Origin of the sequence: Rhodococcus sp. HNM0563 (assembly GCF_012726195.1) — a bacterium.
In the GTDB taxonomy this organism is placed as follows: domain Bacteria; phylum Actinomycetota; class Actinomycetes; order Mycobacteriales; family Mycobacteriaceae; genus Rhodococcus.
This window is the reverse complement of record NZ_JAASAF010000003.1, coordinates 487224-502777: the sequence shown is the minus strand read 5'-3', so window position 1 is coordinate 502777 and position 15554 is coordinate 487224. Positions and strand designations below refer to the sequence as shown.

The following is a 15554-nucleotide window of genomic DNA, read 5'->3' as shown; positions in this document are numbered from 1 at the left end:
CACATGTCATGAAAAACTGCCCACTTGTGCACAACCAAGAAGTTGTCCACAATCGCTTCCCGCGCCTTCCCTGTCGGTGCGGCTCCGGGCATCGTCGGTGCTCATGGGGGAATTCGACGAACCGTTCATCGGCACCGAAGCGGTGGCCGCGGGCAGAGTGTCGCTGCGACAGCTCCGCCGCTTCCGACGGGTGCACCGCAACGTCTACATCCATCCGGACGTGGAGGTGACTCCGGTACTGCGGGCGCGCGCGGCGTGGCTGTGGTCCGCTCGGACGGGTGTGGCGGCGGGATTGTCCGCTGCCGCTCTGCACGGCTGCCGCTGGATCGACACGACTGCTCCGGCCGAGCTCGTGCGCACCGGCAGCCACCGCGGGTCCGCCGGAGTGATGATCCACAGCACCGCCTTGAACGACGACGAGGTATGTGTCGTCGACGGAATGCGAGTCACGACACCGGCCCGCACGGCATTCGACGTGGGACGACGGCTCGAGCGTGACGACGCGATCGCCACGCTGGACGCACTGTGCCGAGCGACCCGCATACACCCCCGCGGAGTCCTCGACATCGCTGCGCGTCATCCCGGTGTGCGTGGCCTGAAGCAGTTGACCGAGGTAGTGGCGTTGGTCGACCCGGGTGCCGAGTCGATACCCGAGACCAAGGTTCGGCTGCTGCTGGTCCGTAGCGGGCTTCCGGCTCCCGAGACACAGGTACCGATCGTCGACGGCTCACGGGTGATCGGGCACGCCGACATGGGATGGCGACACTGGCGCACGGCCGTCGAGTACGACGGAACCCATCATTGGACCGACGAACGTCAGCGCACGTACGACATCGAGCGTTATGAGGCGTTCGCGTCGCTCGGGTGGTCGGTGGTGCGTGTCAACTCGGAGCAGCTTCGGCGAAGGCCCGCGTCGATCGTGGCCAGGGTCCGGCAGCGGCTTCGCGCGTCCGGAGCGCCGGTTTGAGCGTGCACAACTCGGCGCGCATATCGAGTACCGGCGACAACAACTGCACGCCCGACACGAAGGTGCCCCTCCCGACGAATCGGAAGGGGCGTTGCGCGGAAAATCTACTTGCTGCTGACGTAGGGCAGCAGAGCCATCTCGCGCGCGTTCTTGACGGCGATGGCGACCTCGCGCTGCTGCTGCGGGGTCAGGCCCGTGACGCGGCGGCTGCGGATCTTGCCACGATCGGAGATGAAGGTGCGGAGCAGGTTCACATCCTTGTAGTCGACGTGGTTGATCTTCGCCGCGAAGAGGGGATTCTTCTTCGGCTTGCGGCCCTCGACGGCCCGCGACTTCTTCGACGGCCCTCGTTTGACTGCCATGTTCTCGCTCCTCACCAGCTCGACTTGTGGACGCCGGGCAACTCCCCGCGGTGGGCCATCTCGCGTACACGTACTCGCGAGAGCCCGAACTTACGCAGGTGGCCGCGTGGGCGACCGTCGGCAGCGTCTCGATTGCGCAATCGTACCGGACTGGCGTTGCGGGGCAGGCGCTGGAGGGCGGCCTGTGCTGCGGCGCGCTCCTCGTCGGTGCTCGTCGGTCTGCGGATCGTGTCCTTCAGTGCTGCGCGACGCTCGGCGTAGCGTTCCACTACCTGCTTGCGTTGTTCGTTGCGGGCGATCTTGGACTTCTTGGCCACAGTTACTTCTCCTCTCGGAAGTCGACGTGCCTGCGAAGCGTCGGATCGTATTTGCGCAGAACCAGGCGGTCGGGGTCGTTGCGGCGGTTCTTGCGGGTGACAAAGGTGTATCCGGTCCCTGCCGTCGACCGGAGTTTCACGATCGGCCGGATCTCGTTTCGTGCCATCAGAACTTTTCTCCTCTCGCGCGCAGTCGGGCAATCACGGCGTCGATGCCGTCGCGGTCGATGGTCTTGATGCCCTTGGCGGAGACGGTGAGCGTGACGCGTCGCCTCTCGGACGGGACGAAGTACGTCTTGCGCTGGATGTTGGGGTTCCAGCGCCGGTTGCTGCGGACGTGGGAGTGCGAGACGGCTTTCCCGAATCCGGGAGAGCGTCCGGTGACCTGGCAGTGCGCCGACACGGTGTGTCCTTCCTGTCGGCCGCCCCGTAGAGCGTAACGACAATCATTTTCGACAAATGGCTGGGCCGACTGTACGCTGCCGATTAGCTAATGACAATCATTGTCGAAAGGAGTGAGGTGGATACCAGGACACCGCTGATTCTCGTCGCGGGACGGGGCGGAACCGCCACCCGCGACGCCGGTGCCGCGCAGGTGGCCCACGGGTTCATCCGGGCGGGCACGATCGTCGTTCATCACGACCTCGCGCACGTCGGGGACGGCATCGTGCACCGCACCGTCACCACACCGGGCGATCGGCGACACGAAGCTCTCGAACTCGCGCACGCGTGCGTGTCCTGCACCCTGCGGGAAGATCTCCTGCCGCTGCTGCGCCGGCTGCACAGGCGTTCCGACGTCGATCGGATCGTGCTCCACCTCGACCCGCAACTCGAACCCGAGGCGCTGTGCTGGGCGATCGAGCACGTCGTCGTCGCCGACGTCGTCGGGCAGATCGACGGCCCCGCCTCCCGTGACGTACGCATCGAGGGAGTCGTCACGTGCGTGGACGCCGCCTCATGGATGACCGATGCCACCGGCGACGAGGACATTGCGACCACGCCTGACGACGAACGCACCGTCGCCCAGGTGGTGGTGGGCCAGGTCGAGTTCGCAGACGCACTCGTCGTCCGGCCCGGAGCCGACGGCTGGGCACAGGCCCGGCTCCACGCCGTACTGGCCAGGCTCGCGCCCGACGCACCGATCGTGTGGAGCAACAGCCCCGACGTCGAGGCACTGCTGCGACGCATCCCGGCCGGCGCGCGGCGCGGAGAGATCTCCGATGCACACTCACCGCTGCTGCGTGGCCAACCGCCACTCGACGAGGACTGCGGAATCCGGCTGCTCGAATTCGGCGCGCAGCGACCCTTCCATCCCCAGCGACTCCACGAGGCGATCGACGTCCTGCTCGACGGAGTCGTGCGCACTCGTGGTCGCGCCTGGGTCGCGACCCAGCCCGACACCGCGCTGATCATCGAGTCGGCGGGATGTGGCCTGCGAGTGGCACATGGCGGTCCGTGGCTCGCGTCGATGACACCCGAACAGCAGCAGCGCGTCTCCGATGGTCGCCGCGCGATGGCCGCCCTGCGCTGGAGCGACACGTACGGAGACCGCGACAGCTCTCTCGTCGTGCTCATCCACGATGCCGATCCCGACACCGTGCTCGGTGCACTGCGGGACGCCCTCCTCACCGACGACGAATTCGTCCACCCCGAGCTGTGGCCGACGTGGGACGACCCGTTCGGCCACTACCACCAGGACCCGTGCGCAGATATGCCGACCGACGGGACTCGCGGCGAGCAGGCCGCAGAACGCACGGAATCAAGCTTCGAAAAGAGAGGTCACGCATGAAATCCGGTCTCCACCCCGACTACCACCCGGTCGTGTTCCAGGATGCGAACACCGGGTCGACGTTCCTGACGCGTTCGACGATCACCTCCGACCGCACGGTCGAGTGGTCGGACGGCAACGTCTATCCGCTCGTCGTCGTCGACGTCACCAGCGAATCGCACCCCTTCTGGACGGGCACCGCCCGCGTTCTCGACGCCGCCGGACGCGTCGAGAAGTTCGAACGCAAGTACGGCACCCGGCGTCCCCGCGGCTGATCCCGCATCAACGGAAACGAGGTATCACATGGCAGTTCCCAAGCGCCGCATGTCCCGCGCGAACACGCGCAGCCGTAGGTCCCGATGGCACACGAAAGCGCCGGATCTGGTGCCGGTGACCGTGGGCGGCGTGACCCACCGCGTGCCACGCCGGCTCGTCAAGGCGGTCCGGCTCGGAATGGTCGACCCCGACACACTCTGACCCGTTCTCAGGCACCTCTCAGCGGTCGGGGCCAAAATGGTGCGCATGCGCATCTTGGTGGTCGACGACGACCGGGCGGTGCGGGAATCCCTGCGCCGGTCACTCAGCTTCAACGGCTACACGGTCGAACTCGCGACGGATGGGCAGGACGCGCTGGAGAAGGTCGCCGCCGCCCGGCCCGACGCGATGGTGCTCGACGTGATGATGCCCCGCGTCGACGGCCTGGAAGTGTGCCGTCGGCTGCGGAGCACGGGCGACGACCTGCCCATCCTCGTGCTCACCGCCCGCGACTCGGTCTCGGAGCGGGTGTCCGGGCTCGATGCGGGTGCCGACGACTATCTGCCCAAACCGTTCGCACTCGAAGAACTCCTCGCCCGGCTGCGGGCACTGCTGCGCCGAGCCGCCCCCGATCCGGACGGTGGACTCGAGGACACGATGCGCTTCGAGGACCTCACTCTCAACCCCGCGACACGCGAGGTCACCCGCGGCGAGCGGCAGATCAGCTTCACCCGTACCGAGTTCGCGCTCATGGAGATGCTCTTGGCGAACCCGCGGCGGGTGCTCACGCGTAGCCGGATCCTCGAGGAGGTGTGGGGCTACGACTTCCCGACGTCGGGTAACGCCCTGGAGGTCTACGTCGGCTATCTTCGCCGCAAGACCGAGGCGGGCGGCGAACCACGGCTCATTCACACGGTGCGCGGTGTCGGCTACGTGCTGCGCGAGACCCCTCCGTGAGCGGTCAGATGAGACCCCCCATGCTGTTGACCCGGTCGGTGCCGTTGCGCACCCGGGTCACGTTGCTCGCTGCGGGAGCGGTTGCCCTCGCGGTCGCGGTGACCTCCATTGCCGCCTACATGGTGGTCTCGCGGGCTCTCTACTCCGACATCGACAAGCAACTGCAGGCTCGTGCTTCTGCGCTCGTCGAATCGAGCACGCTGATCACCTACGACCCCCGCTATATCGGCGGGGCCCAGCTCTACAGTTCCGACATCAGCGTCGCTCTCATCTATCCCGATCTCGGACGCTATGTGCCGCCCGGATCGTCGGTACCGATCGGCGCACCGGAGCTCGCCGTCGCGGAAGGCGAGCAGACATCGTCGTTGCGGACCGTCGAGCAACAGCGGGTGCTGGCGCAACAGATCCCCGACGGCAGCACCATCGTCATCGCGCAACGCTTACGGCCAACGGGTGAGGTGCTCAACCGCCTCGCCAGCGTGCTGTTCATCGTCGGCGGATGCGGGGTCGTGCTCGCCGCGGCCGTCGGTGCGACGGTGGGCCGGACCGGTCTGCGGCCGGTGGCGCGGCTTACCGCCGCCGCCGAACGTGTCGCGAGGACCGACGACCTGCGACCAATTCGTGTGACGGGGCACGACGAGCTGGCGCGACTCACCGAGAGCTTCAACATGATGTTGCGGGCGCTGGCCGAATCGAGGGAGCGGCAGGCCCGGCTCGTGGCCGATGCCGGCCACGAATTGCGCACACCGCTGACCTCGCTGCGGACCAACATGGAACTGCTCATCGCCGCGAGTCGCCCCGGGGCGCCGAGCCTGCCCGACGACGACATGGCCGAACTCCGCGAGGACGTCGTGGGACAGATCGCGGAATTGTCGACACTGGTGGGCGACCTCGTCGATCTGGCCCGGGAGGAGGCGCCGGAGACGGTGTTCGAGGCCGTCGACATCGCAGAGGTTGTCGATCGCAGCCTCGAACGAGCACGACGACGTCGTACTGAGATCGATTTCACCGCCGTCACCGAACCGTGGTTCGTGTTCGGCGACCACGCGACCCTCACCCGTGCGGTGGTCAATGTCCTCGACAACGCGGCGAAGTGGAGCCCGGCGGGTGAGGACGTGGTGGTGAAGATGCATCAGATCGGCACCGGACTGATGGAACTGACCGTCGACGACGCCGGGCCGGGTATCCCCGAGGAAGAACGGGAGCTGGTGTTCGAACGGTTTTATCGTGCGACCACCGCACGGTCGATGCCCGGTTCGGGGTTGGGGCTGGCAATCGTGCGACAGGTCGTGATGAAGCACGGCGGGACCATCGCGGTGGACCGATCGGAGCGCGGTGGTGCGCTCATCCGAATCGTGCTTCCGGGCACACCGCAGCTCGACGCCGACTGATTGCCAGGAAACTGTGAGCCGATTCTTCAGGAGCTTCTCAGCCGACAGGTCCATATTGGATGGAGTACGAACCCTCCACCCGGATCGACTCGAAGGACGAAGGCGACGAACGAGATGACCGACCCCACCCACGGTTCCGGACAACCTGCGCCTGGACAACCTGTGCCCGGACAACCCGGTCCCGCGCAGCCGCAGCAGCCCCACCAGTACGGAACCCCGCCGACGGCCCCCTATCAGCAGGCGCCTGCGCCCGCGCAGCCGCGCAAGTCCGGGCGTACCGCACTCGTCGTGGGTGCCATCGCGTTGGCGATCGTCAGCGGCGGTATCGGTGGGGCGGTGGGTGCATTGTCGGTCCGTGATTCCGGGTCGGGCGTCGGGGTGACCAATGCACTCGACTCTCCGCGGCCGGAGACCACCACGGTGGCGAACGCTCCCGAGGGCACCGTGCAGGCGGTCGCGCAGCGGGTCGTGCCCAGCGTCGTCCGTATCGAGGTGGTCGGGCGTTCGGGTGCGGGTGAAGGATCCGGTGTCGTTCTCTCGTCCGACGGCCTCATCCTCAGCAACAATCACGTCGTCGCGGGAGCCGGGCCGGGCGCCGAGCTCACCGTGGCCTTCGCCGACGGAACGTCCGCCAAGGCGAGCGTCGTCGGGACCGACCCGATCACGGACATCGCGGTGATTCGGGTAGAGGGTCGCAACGATCTCACCCCGATCGAGATGGGCAACTCCGAGAACCTTCAGGTGGGGCAGGCTGTCGTCGCGGTCGGTTCACCGCTCGGACTGGAGAGCACCGTGACCTCCGGGATCGTCTCCGCGCTCAACCGGCCCGTCTCCACCAGTGGTGAGACAGGTAACCAGAACACCGTGATCGACGCGATTCAGACCGACGCCGCCATCAATCCGGGCAACTCCGGTGGTGCGCTCGTCGATATGGAAGGCAACCTCGTCGGAATAAACACCGCGATCGCGACCTCGGGTCAGCAGTCCGGTTCGATCGGCCTCGGCTTCGCGATCCCTGTCGATCAGGCCCGGCGCATCGCCGACGAACTCATCGACACGGGAACCGCAACGCATGCCCTCATCGGTGTGCAGGTGCCCGCTCGCGCGGACGTGAACGGAGCCGCGGTCGTCGAGGTGGTTGCGGACGGGCCCGCTGCTCGTGCCGGAATCCCCGCCGGTTCGGTCATCACGAAGGTCGACGACCGGGTCATCACCGATGGCGATTCCCTGATCGCGGCGATCCGCTCGCAAGCGCCGGGCACCACGGTGAGCGTCACCTACACCGACGCGCGGGGCAACAACCCGACGACGGTCGATGTTCAAACCGCCTCCGACGCGGATGGTGGCCGATGATTCAGGAGGCAGACATCATGGAGATTGTCGAACATACAGCGCGTCCGGACGACCTGCGAACTACCTTTGGATCCATGGAACTCGAAGCCCCCCGAACCGGCCGCGCACTCGTGGTGATCGTCGACGACCGCGTCTCGCATGGCGACAGCCCCGATTCGACCGGCCCGCTGGTGACGGAACTGCTCGTCGAAGCCGGCTACGTCGTCGACGGTGTGGTGTCGGTGTCGGCCGACGAGGTCGAGATCCGCAACGCGCTGAACACCGCGGTGATCGGGGGAGTGGACCTTGTGATTTCCGTCGGTGGCACTGGTGTGACCCCGCGCGACGTGACGCCGGATGCCACCGCAGACGTGCTCGACCATGAGATCAGGGGCATCGCGGAGGCTCTGCGCTCGTCCGGTCTCGCATCAGGTGCAGTCGATGCCGGCCTTTCTCGCGGCCTGGTAGGCGTGTCGGGTTCGACGCTCGTCGTGAACCTCGCTTCGTCTCGCGCGGCGATCCGCGACGGCATGGCGACGCTGTTGCCACTCGCTACCCACGTGATCGACGAGTTGTCTCGGGTGGAGGAGTAGCGCCATTTCTGCCGACTCCGACAAGACTGACGACAAGAGCCGCGCCCGGATCGACCGGGCGCGGCTTGCCCGGATCTTCGGCGACCCACTTCCCGACACGACGAAGGACGAGCGCGGGGTCGGTGAAGACCGATCGGGCGACTCCGACGAATGGCTCAAACGTCAGGTTCCGCCTCATCACGGGTAGCTGTGATATCAATCACTTTGCGTAGGGTAACTTAAGTCTCAGGCTCTGCTCGGTGTCGGCGTGTCGCAACCGGTTCGTAATGTCCCGTTTGCCTACGGGGTGAGGTTCGGCGGACATGGTGAGTGTTCATGATCACAGGCATACATTGCGTATGTGCACTTCAAGTGCACAAAATTCCTACAGTTACCTGCGTGAACGTTCGGATCTTGGTGGCGAGTACCAATGGGCGGGGTTCGTCCCGACACTTAGAGTGAATCCCGGTAGCGCATATCCGAGATTTCCCACTTGTGTCCAACTGTGTTTCGTGAGCGTTCCGGTGGCCAGGTGTAGCCATTGCCTCGAGATTGGTCACGGTCTAATCTCCTGACAGGTTCGATCAGATCAAGGAAAGGTCGCAGGGGCCGCCTTTGATCACGAATCGGTAACGCAAACCGTGCGGACGTTGATCAACAACGAGCTCACCGGCGGCAACCACCGGCGGTGAGCTCTGTGTGGGATACGCCTCGCGGACGGCTAGGGCGACCAAGTTGTCGGACGCGGGCGCGCATACCGGCACGCAGAGAACGGATGAGACATTCATGAAGATTCAGACGCGACGCGGTTTCCGAACCGCCCGCAACGCCACGGTGGCGGCGGCCGCTGTGGCCGGTCTGGTTCTCGGATCGGCCGGGGCAGCAAGTGCCGAGGTCAATGATCAGAACCGGATCGTCTCCGACGGCCACGAAGTGATCGTCACCCAGGAAGACACCTTCATCAACGGTGTGCCTCCGATCGGTGGCAGCCCGCTGAGCCGTGAGTGGTTCCACAACGGTCGCGGCCTCGCCAACATCGTCGGACCCGAAGCAGCGGACTTCGAGGGCACGACCTTCCAGTTCGGTTACCAGGTCGCGTGGTCGGCATCGCTCGACGGTGCGATCGGGTTCAGCTGGACCAGTCCGGACCTCGAGACCAAGTTCGAAACGGCTCAGGTTCAGGAGCCGATCCTCGACGCGGACGGCGAACCCGTATACCAGTACGACGAGGAGGGCAATCAGATCCTCGACTCTGACGGCAAGCCGGTTCCTGCGTACAAATTGGTAGACACGGTCAAGACGACGCCCACTGTTAAGGGTCTCCTTCCGCAGGTGACCGCTGGTGTCGAACTGACCCAGGCTCCCGGTATCGCGGAGATCGTCGTCGCAGAGAACGCATTCGACGGCGATTTCAAGGAAGTACAGATCGCCAACGTCCATGGTGCCGCCACCGGCGTCATCGGGCCCGTCTCGGTCCGCCCGTTCGTTCGTGCGATCACGGACAACGGCGACAACGTCACCACCTACGGCCAGGTCTGGACTCTTTAGAGTCCGGTCCGAGCACTCCCGCAGTAAATCCCCACCACCAAATACGGAGTAATCATGGGAATCAAGTCGCGTGGCTTCAAGGCCGCTCGCAACAGCGTCCTGGCCGGTGCCGCCGTTCTCGGCATGGTCGTCGGTGCCTCGGGTGCCGCTACGGCCGAGGTCAACGACCAGAACCGCATCGTCTCCGACGGCCTCGAGGTCGTCGTGACGCAGGAAGACACCTTCATCCAGGGTGTCCCGGCGCTCGGCGGCAGCCCGTTCAACCGCGAGTTCTTCCACAACGGTCGCGGCACCGTCAACCTCCTCGGTGAGGGCGCTGCGGACGAGGCGGGCACCACCATGCAGTTCGGCTACCAGTTCGCGTGGGCAGGCAGCATCGACGGCGCCATCGGCGTCACCTACTCGACCCCGCAGCTCGAGCTCTCGCTGAAGCAGTCGGGTCCTGAGGCCAAGGTCACCGACATCCTCCCGCAGGCGTACGCCGAGCTCGAGCTGACCCCGGCTCCGGGCATCGAGGAGCTCGTCGTCGCCGAGGGCGAGTTCGACGGCGACTTCAAGACCGTTCAGTTCTCGAACGTCCACGGCACCGCCTCCGGCGTCCTCGGCGCTGTCCAGGTGCGTCCGTTCGTCCGCGCGATCACCGCGAACGGCGACAACGTCACCACCTACGGTCAGGCCTGGACCGTCTAAGACGGACCATCCGGCGTAAGCCGAAGCTCCACAAGCTGGGCCCGCTCGCACTGCGAGCGGGCCCAGCTTTCGTCTGCCTGTAGCGGCTACTCGGGCAGGGGCTTGGCGTGCGCTCCGCCCTGACCCGACTGCGCAGCCTGGGATTCGAGGATGTCGCGGATCTGGATCAGCAGGTCTTCGGCGCTGGCCTTCTCGTCGGATTTCTCGGTCGCGAAGCGCTTCTTCGCCGCGTTGGCCGGGACGATGAGCACGAAGTACACGACAGCCGCGATGATGATGAAGTTGATGGCCGCAGAAATCACCGCGCCGATGTTGATGAATGTTGCGGGGTTGTCGGCGATGATTTGGAATCCCCACCCCATCTCGTTGTCGCCGCCGAGGGCCGCGATGAGCGGGTCGATGATGTATTCGGTGAAGGCGGTGACGATCGCGGTGAACGCGGTGCCGACCACCACTGCGACGGCGAGATCGAGGACATTTCCTCTCAGGAGGAAGTCCTTGAAGCCCTTCAACATACTGCTCTCCCTTTCGGCTGGACCGCGCGAATGCGGCATCGACCCTGTGGCGACATGCGTGTTCTGCGTCACATGCCGATATGGGGACGATAAACCGCGAAGAGCGATCGCGTGGGTCAGTGCAGTGTCACCGTCAGAGCGCTGGTGAGTGAGGCGGCCGCCACCGACACGGCCTGTTCGGGTTCGAGAGCCACGAGAATTACGCGTTCGCGCTGGTCGGTTGCCTCTTCATGTTGAGCGAGCACCACTACGGCTCCGTGCGCAAGGACGTGCGCATCGGGTGTCGCCGAGTCGGACTCGCCCGTCACCGTCAGGACGTCCACCTTGTCTCCTTCTCGCAGCAACCGGCCGACGCCCGCGTCGGCAAGCCGGATGGGCACGACGCGCGCATTATCGGCGCCGACGGCGGCAGCCGCGAGCCTGGGGCCGAGGATCCTGGTGTCGACGAGTGCCTCACCGGCAGGCACCGGACCGGCGAGTGTGTGGCCCACGGCGTCGGCGATATCGGTGAGGGTGCCCGTCGCGAGAGCGGCGGTGTCGCGGTCGGCGAACTCGACGTCGTCGGCGGTGAGCGCAACTCCCGGCGCCAGATCGCGAGCCGCGACCACCACGGCGGTCCGTTCGGCAGAGGGATCGTCCCGGAACGCGAGGACCGCCGCGAGGACGACGAGGAGTGCCGCTATCGCACGCCTGACGGCCACGGTGCGGGCCCAGCCGGGGCGCAACAGGCTGCCGATGCGGTCGGGGAGGCTCGGCTCCAGCGACGACGCGGGTCGCGGTGCACGATCACGCAACTGCGGTCGATCTCGAAAGAACTGTAGATCTCGAAAGAACTGTAGATCTCGAGAGAACAAAGGTCCGGCGGGCATGCTCCGAACCTAGAGTTCGGAACGGCCCGCCGGACCTGAGGAACCGGGGGATTACCGCGACCTGTGGATGAACAGGACAGCTGTGGACAACTCCGGCGTGGAGTCGGAATGTCAGCTGGCGGCTGCGGCCGTCGAGGTCGACGACGTGGACGCTGCGGCAGGCGCGGAGTCGGACTTCGTCTCGGTCTTCGCAGGAGCCGCAGACTCGCTCGCGGTGCTGCCGCTGCGCGAATCAGTGCGGTAGAAGCCGCTTCCCTTGAAGACGACGCCCACGGAGTTGAAAAGCTTGCGGAGCTTGCCGCTGCACTGAGGGCATACGGTCAGCGAGTCGTCGCTGAACGACTGCACGATGTCGAACTTGTTCTCGCACGCTGTGCAGGCATATGAATAAGTGGGCACGGTGACTCCTCCGCGAATAAGATCGAACCGCAGCTTTAGCACTCTACAGTCGACAGTGCCAACAAATCTAGGGACTGTGTTGTTCCGCACCTTCGCCGGAGCCGAGACGGACCAGCCCCGCTCCCGGTGTGAGCGCCCAGCCCATACGAATGTCGTGCGGATCTTCGGGCAGCTCATCGACCAATTCGTCGTCGCGCACCACCGCAATGATCCGTGCCTGTGGCGCGGCCAGGTGAAGAGTGCGGTCGTAGAACCCGGCGCCGCGCCCCAGCCGTACGCCGCGCCGGTCCACCGCGAGTGCCGGGACGAGAACGGTGTGCGCCCGCCCCACCGTCTCGGACGGCAGTACCTCGCCGGTGGGTTCGTGAAGTCCGAAACCTGCCGCAGCCAGTGTGTCGGCCCCGAGAAAGTGTGCCCACTGCAACGGTGTGTCCCGTCTGGTGATCGGCACGAGGATCTCGGCACCCGCCTCGCGCAGTGCGTCGAGCATCGAGATGCCGCCGGGCTCGGACCCGACAGGGACGTATGCGCACACGGTCGTGTCAGCGGGAACCAGCGTTGCGGCTAACGTGGCCAAAGCGGCATTCTCGCTACGGCGCTGTTCGGCGCTGAGCGTGCGCCGTCCGTCGAGGACCTTGGTGCGCCAATCGGCCTTGGTCGGGGGATGCATATCCGTCACCTTAGGATCACCGAGCCATCACTTCGCCGGCAAAAGTTAGGGTTGGAGCTTATGACGAACAATTCGACCGAGGTCGCGCGGCATTTCAAAACCGCGGTCGTGCCGGCAGCGGGCATGGGAACGCGCTTCCTTCCCGCCACCAAGACCGTTCCGAAGGAACTGCTTCCTGTGGTCGACACACCGGGAATCGAGCTGGTGGCGGGGGAGGCCGCAGAGTCGGGTGCCGAGCGACTGCTGATCGTCACCTCGCCCGGTAAGGACGGGGTGGTTGCGCACTTCGTCGAAGATCTCGTGCTGGAGTCCAAGCTCGAGGAGAAGGGCAAGTACGAGCTGCTCGCCAAGGTCCGCAAGTCGTCCGGAATCCTCGAGGTCGACTCGGTGATCCAGGCCCAGCCGCTCGGTCTCGGCCACGCCGTGGCGTGCGCCGAGGATGCGCTCGACGACGACGAGGATGCGATCGCGGTACTCCTGCCCGACGACCTCGTGCTGCCCGTCGGCGTGCTCGAGACCATGCAGAAGGTGCGCACCAAGCGCGGGGGATCGGTGCTGTGCGCGATCGACGTGCCGAAGGAACAGGTGAGTGCCTACGGCGTGTTCGACGTCGAGGCTGTGCCCGACGCCACCAACCCGGATGTGCTCAAGGTGCTCGGTATGGTCGAGAAGCCGGCCATCGAGGATGCGCCCTCGACCTTCGCCGCGGCAGGCCGCTACCTGCTCGACCGCGCGATCTTCGACGCGCTGCGTCGCATCGAGCCGGGTGCGGGCGGAGAGCTCCAGCTGACCGACGCGATCGCGCTGTTGATCTCAGAGGGACACCCCGTCCACGTCGTGGTCCACCGCGGCACCCGACACGACCTCGGAAATCCCGGTGGCTACCTGCGTGCTGCGGTTGACTCTGCGTTGAACACCGAGGAGTACGGTCCCTCGCTTCGTGAGTGGCTGGTCGAACGTCTCGAACGATGACGTCGAACGGGTGATCTGTGAACGGTGACGCGCGGTAGTGCGGGCTGGAGGACGGTAGCGGTATGCGGTCGGTTGAGGATCAGCAGACCAGGGTGACGGCGGCAGCTGTTGCACCCAGGCCTGTGCGGGTGGCGATCTCGGAGGCGCAGGGATTGCTCTGCGCAGAAGAGGTGGTCACTGAGCGACCGTTACCGGGATTCGACCAGGCCGCAATCGACGGTTATGCGGTTCGCAGCGTCGATGTGCAGGCCGCGGGCGCGCGCCCCGATCCGGAATCCGGTGAGGAACCCGCAGAGGTGACGCTCCCGGTGGTCGGCGAAGTGCGCGCGGGTTCGCGTCAGCCCATCCGGTTGCAGCCGCGACAAGCCGTGCGAGTCGATACCGGTGCGCCGCTGCCCACGCTCGCCGATGCGGTGCTTCCGCTCGGGAGCACCGACGGGGGAGACGCCCGGATCAAGGTCTTCGAACCGGTCCGCTCGGGCGACTACGTGCGACGCACCGGTGACGACGTCCAGCCCGGCGACGTGGCCGTGCGCGCGGGCGCGATCATCGGCGCCGCACAGGTGGGTCTGCTCGCCGCGGTCGGACGCGACAAGGTGCTCGTGCATCCGCGACCGCGACTGTCGGTGATCTCGGTCGGCGGCGAACTCGTCGACATCGACCGCACGCCCGGCCCGGGGCAGGTCTACGACGTGAACTCCTACGCGCTGGCCGCGGCCGCGCGCGACGCAGGCGCCGACGTCAATCGGGTCGGGATTGCGAGCACCGAGCCGAAACGGCTGCGCGAGGTGGTCGAAGGGCAGCTGATCCGCTCCGAGATCGTGGTGATCGCCGGTGCTGTCGGTGGCAGTGCGCTCGACGACGTCCGCGAGGCCCTGACCGATCTCGGCAAGCTCGAGGTCGAGCGGGTGGCCATGCATCCGGGTTCGGTCCAGGGATTCGGGCAGCTCGGACGCGACGAGGTGCCCACCTTCCTGCTTCCGTCGAATCCGGTCAGTTCGCTCGTGGTGTTCGAGGTGATGGTGCGTCCGTTGATCCGGATCGCGCTCGGGCGACGGCAACCGATGCGCCGCATCGTCACTGCCCGCACGATCGCCCCGATCACGTCGATTCCGGGGCGCAAGGGATTCCTGCGCGGGCAGCTGATGCGCGACGAGACGACAGGCGACTATCTGGTGCAGGCTCTCGGTGGCGCCGCGGGCGGATCGTCGCACCTGCTCGCGACCCTTGCGGAAGCGAATTGCCTCGTGCTGGTTCCGCCGGAGGTGTCCGAGATTCGCACGGGCGACCCGGTGGATGTGTCGTTCCTCGGGCAACGTGGATGAGCCGTCACCCCGGGTGGCCGGCCGACTTGGGGCCGCTTCGTGTCGCGGGTGGGTCGGTGACGGTGCGGTCGGTGCGGCTCAGGGACGCCGCCGCGTGGAGCCGGTTGCGCACACGCGACCGTGAACACCTCGAGCCGTGGGAGCCGACGGGGGAATCGCCGTGGGAGATGCGGCACCACATCTCCGTGTGGCCGGGCCTGTATCGGAGTCTGCGCGCGGAGGCGCGCAAGGGACTGATGGTGCCGATGGCGATCGAACTCGACGGTCGGTACTGCGGTCAGATCACGGTGGGCAACATCGTGCGCGGGGCGCTGAGATCCGCGTGGATCGGCTACTGGGTCGAGAAAGAGGTCAACGGGCTCGGCGTCGCAACCGCAGCACTCGCGCTCGGGCTCGATCACTGCTTCGGCCCCATCGGCCTGCACCGTGTCGAGGCAACGGTGCGTCCGGAGAATCAGCCCAGTCGCGCCGTGCTGCGCAACGTCGGATTCCGTGACGAAGGTCTGCTCCAGCGCTACCTCGACGTGCAGGGGCGGTTTCGTGATCATCTTCTCGTTGCGATGACGGCCGAGGAAGTACCCGGCTCGGTGGCCGATCGTTTGGTGCGCAGTGGGCGCGCGACCTGGGCGTGAGCGTCCGCCGCTG

The 15554-nt window shown here is 66.3% G+C and carries 22 protein-coding genes; 14 read left to right on the top strand and 8 right to left on the bottom strand.

What is annotated here, in order from left to right; genetic code table 11:
• Positions 1-103: 103 nt before the first annotated feature.
• On the top strand, positions 104-967 hold the full coding sequence (locus HCA61_RS09405) for a DUF559 domain-containing protein (protein ID WP_169687862.1): 864 nt from the start codon (positions 104-106) through the stop codon (positions 965-967).
• Positions 968-1071: 104 nt separating this feature from the next.
• Here HCA61_RS09405 and rpsR read toward each other — a convergent pair whose 3' ends face one another.
• The 4 genes from rpsR to rpmB are packed head-to-tail and all read right to left on the bottom strand — an operon-like array spanning position 1072 to position 2049.
• A complete protein-coding gene (gene rpsR, locus HCA61_RS09400) occupies positions 1072-1329 on the bottom strand; it encodes a 30S ribosomal protein S18 (protein ID WP_169687861.1) in 258 nt (85 codons plus the stop codon).
• Between the two features lie 11 nt (positions 1330-1340).
• Positions 1341-1646, bottom strand: a complete 306-nt coding sequence (gene rpsN / locus HCA61_RS09395; RefSeq protein WP_169687860.1) for a 30S ribosomal protein S14 — start codon at positions 1644-1646, stop codon at positions 1341-1343.
• 2 nt (positions 1647-1648) lie between these two features.
• Entirely contained in the window at positions 1649-1813 is a 165-nt protein-coding gene (gene rpmG / locus HCA61_RS09390; RefSeq protein WP_169687859.1) for a 50S ribosomal protein L33, read from the bottom strand.
• Positions 1813-2049, bottom strand: a complete 237-nt coding sequence (gene rpmB / locus HCA61_RS09385) for a 50S ribosomal protein L28 (RefSeq protein WP_169687858.1) — start codon at positions 2047-2049, stop codon at positions 1813-1815. The genes rpmG and rpmB overlap by 1 nt, the downstream gene beginning before the upstream one ends.
• 117 nt (positions 2050-2166) lie before the next feature.
• On the opposite strand from rpmB, the gene HCA61_RS09380 reads away from it, so the two are divergent.
• The 10 genes from HCA61_RS09380 (at position 2167) to HCA61_RS09335 (ending at position 10159) form a co-directional block, all read left to right on the top strand.
• On the top strand, positions 2167-3435 hold the full coding sequence (locus HCA61_RS09380) for a GTP-binding protein (protein ID WP_346777526.1): 1269 nt from the start codon (positions 2167-2169) through the stop codon (positions 3433-3435).
• Positions 3432-3689: a type B 50S ribosomal protein L31 gene (locus HCA61_RS09375; protein ID WP_169687856.1), complete on the top strand. Its 258-nt coding sequence runs from the start codon at positions 3432-3434 to the stop codon at positions 3687-3689. The genes HCA61_RS09380 and HCA61_RS09375 overlap by 4 nt, the downstream gene beginning before the upstream one ends.
• Positions 3690-3717: 28 nt before the next feature.
• Complete coding sequence (gene rpmF / locus HCA61_RS09370) at positions 3718-3891, top strand: 50S ribosomal protein L32 (RefSeq protein ID WP_169687855.1); 174 nt, start codon at positions 3718-3720, stop codon at positions 3889-3891.
• 45 nt (positions 3892-3936) lie between these two features.
• On the top strand, positions 3937-4626 hold the full coding sequence (locus HCA61_RS09365; RefSeq protein ID WP_169687854.1) for a response regulator transcription factor: 690 nt from the start codon (positions 3937-3939) through the stop codon (positions 4624-4626).
• An 8-nt stretch (positions 4627-4634) separates the two neighbouring features.
• Positions 4635-6017 (top strand): HAMP domain-containing sensor histidine kinase, encoded by a 1383-nt coding sequence (locus HCA61_RS09360; protein ID WP_169687853.1) that lies wholly within the window; start codon positions 4635-4637, stop codon positions 6015-6017.
• 114 nt (positions 6018-6131) lie between these two features.
• Positions 6132-7370: a trypsin-like peptidase domain-containing protein gene (locus tag HCA61_RS09355; protein WP_169687852.1), complete on the top strand. Its 1239-nt coding sequence runs from the start codon at positions 6132-6134 to the stop codon at positions 7368-7370.
• Between the two features lie 74 nt (positions 7371-7444).
• A complete protein-coding gene (locus HCA61_RS09350) occupies positions 7445-7942 on the top strand; it encodes a molybdenum cofactor biosynthesis protein B (RefSeq protein WP_240959053.1) in 498 nt (165 codons plus the stop codon).
• 4 nt (positions 7943-7946) lie between these two features.
• Complete coding sequence (locus HCA61_RS26810; RefSeq protein WP_169688011.1) at positions 7947-8129, top strand: hypothetical protein; 183 nt, start codon at positions 7947-7949, stop codon at positions 8127-8129.
• 578 nt (positions 8130-8707) lie between these two features.
• Positions 8708-9469, top strand: coding sequence for an MspA family porin (locus tag HCA61_RS09340; RefSeq protein WP_169687850.1), 762 nt, complete (start codon positions 8708-8710; stop codon positions 9467-9469).
• Between the two features lie 54 nt (positions 9470-9523).
• Complete coding sequence (locus HCA61_RS09335; RefSeq protein WP_169687849.1) at positions 9524-10159, top strand: MspA family porin; 636 nt, start codon at positions 9524-9526, stop codon at positions 10157-10159.
• An 86-nt stretch (positions 10160-10245) separates the two neighbouring features.
• Here the strand turns inward: HCA61_RS09335 and mscL are convergent, their stop codons facing one another.
• The 4 genes from mscL to HCA61_RS09315 form a co-directional block, all read right to left on the bottom strand.
• A complete protein-coding gene (gene mscL, locus HCA61_RS09330) occupies positions 10246-10674 on the bottom strand; it encodes a large conductance mechanosensitive channel protein MscL (RefSeq protein ID WP_169687848.1) in 429 nt (142 codons plus the stop codon).
• Between the two features lie 116 nt (positions 10675-10790).
• Complete coding sequence (locus HCA61_RS09325; protein WP_240959052.1) at positions 10791-11468, bottom strand: SAF domain-containing protein; 678 nt, start codon at positions 11466-11468, stop codon at positions 10791-10793.
• A 186-nt stretch (positions 11469-11654) separates the two neighbouring features.
• On the bottom strand, positions 11655-11942 hold the full coding sequence (locus tag HCA61_RS25990) for an FmdB family zinc ribbon protein (RefSeq protein ID WP_169687846.1): 288 nt from the start codon (positions 11940-11942) through the stop codon (positions 11655-11657).
• 67 nt (positions 11943-12009) lie between these two features.
• Complete coding sequence (locus HCA61_RS09315; protein ID WP_169687845.1) at positions 12010-12612, bottom strand: 5-formyltetrahydrofolate cyclo-ligase; 603 nt, start codon at positions 12610-12612, stop codon at positions 12010-12012.
• 60 nt (positions 12613-12672) lie between these two features.
• Here HCA61_RS09315 and HCA61_RS09310 point away from each other — a divergent pair, with 60 nt between their 5' ends.
• The 3 genes from HCA61_RS09310 to HCA61_RS09300 all read left to right on the top strand — a co-directional run bounded on the left by HCA61_RS09310 (position 12673) and on the right by HCA61_RS09300 (position 15541).
• Complete coding sequence (locus HCA61_RS09310) at positions 12673-13584, top strand: UTP--glucose-1-phosphate uridylyltransferase (RefSeq protein ID WP_169687844.1); 912 nt, start codon at positions 12673-12675, stop codon at positions 13582-13584.
• Positions 13585-13646: 62 nt separating this feature from the next.
• Positions 13647-14909: a gephyrin-like molybdotransferase Glp gene (glp, locus tag HCA61_RS09305; protein ID WP_169687843.1), complete on the top strand. Its 1263-nt coding sequence runs from the start codon at positions 13647-13649 to the stop codon at positions 14907-14909.
• On the top strand, positions 14906-15541 hold the full coding sequence (locus HCA61_RS09300) for a GNAT family protein (protein WP_169687842.1): 636 nt from the start codon (positions 14906-14908) through the stop codon (positions 15539-15541). Before glp ends, HCA61_RS09300 begins: the two co-directional genes overlap by 4 nt.
• Positions 15542-15554 lie beyond the last annotated feature (13 nt).

Coding starts and splice junctions, on each gene's coding strand:
- HCA61_RS09355 (WP_169687852.1), top strand. CDS start 6,132: ATGACCGACCCCACCCACGGTTCCGGACAACCTGCGCCTGGACAACCT.
- HCA61_RS09360 (WP_169687853.1), top strand. CDS start 4,635: ATGAGACCCCCCATGCTGTTGACCCGGTCGGTGCCGTTGCGCACCCGG.
- HCA61_RS09340 (WP_169687850.1), top strand. CDS start 8,708: ATGAAGATTCAGACGCGACGCGGTTTCCGAACCGCCCGCAACGCCACG.
- glp (WP_169687843.1), top strand. CDS start 13,647: ATGCGGTCGGTTGAGGATCAGCAGACCAGGGTGACGGCGGCAGCTGTT.
- HCA61_RS09315 (WP_169687845.1), bottom strand. CDS start 12,612: ATGCATCCCCCGACCAAGGCCGATTGGCGCACCAAGGTCCTCGACGGA.
- rpsR (WP_169687861.1), bottom strand. CDS start 1,329: ATGGCAGTCAAACGAGGGCCGTCGAAGAAGTCGCGGGCCGTCGAGGGC.
- HCA61_RS09375 (WP_169687856.1), top strand. CDS start 3,432: ATGAAATCCGGTCTCCACCCCGACTACCACCCGGTCGTGTTCCAGGAT.
- HCA61_RS09405 (WP_169687862.1), top strand. CDS start 104: ATGGGGGAATTCGACGAACCGTTCATCGGCACCGAAGCGGTGGCCGCG.
- rpmG (WP_169687859.1), bottom strand. CDS start 1,813: ATGGCACGAAACGAGATCCGGCCGATCGTGAAACTCCGGTCGACGGCA.
- mscL (WP_169687848.1), bottom strand. CDS start 10,674: ATGTTGAAGGGCTTCAAGGACTTCCTCCTGAGAGGAAATGTCCTCGAT.
- HCA61_RS09300 (WP_169687842.1), top strand. CDS start 14,906: ATGAGCCGTCACCCCGGGTGGCCGGCCGACTTGGGGCCGCTTCGTGTC.
- HCA61_RS09310 (WP_169687844.1), top strand. CDS start 12,673: ATGACGAACAATTCGACCGAGGTCGCGCGGCATTTCAAAACCGCGGTC.
- HCA61_RS09365 (WP_169687854.1), top strand. CDS start 3,937: ATGCGCATCTTGGTGGTCGACGACGACCGGGCGGTGCGGGAATCCCTG.
- HCA61_RS09350 (WP_240959053.1), top strand. CDS start 7,445: ATGGAACTCGAAGCCCCCCGAACCGGCCGCGCACTCGTGGTGATCGTC.
- rpmF (WP_169687855.1), top strand. CDS start 3,718: ATGGCAGTTCCCAAGCGCCGCATGTCCCGCGCGAACACGCGCAGCCGT.
- HCA61_RS09335 (WP_169687849.1), top strand. CDS start 9,524: ATGGGAATCAAGTCGCGTGGCTTCAAGGCCGCTCGCAACAGCGTCCTG.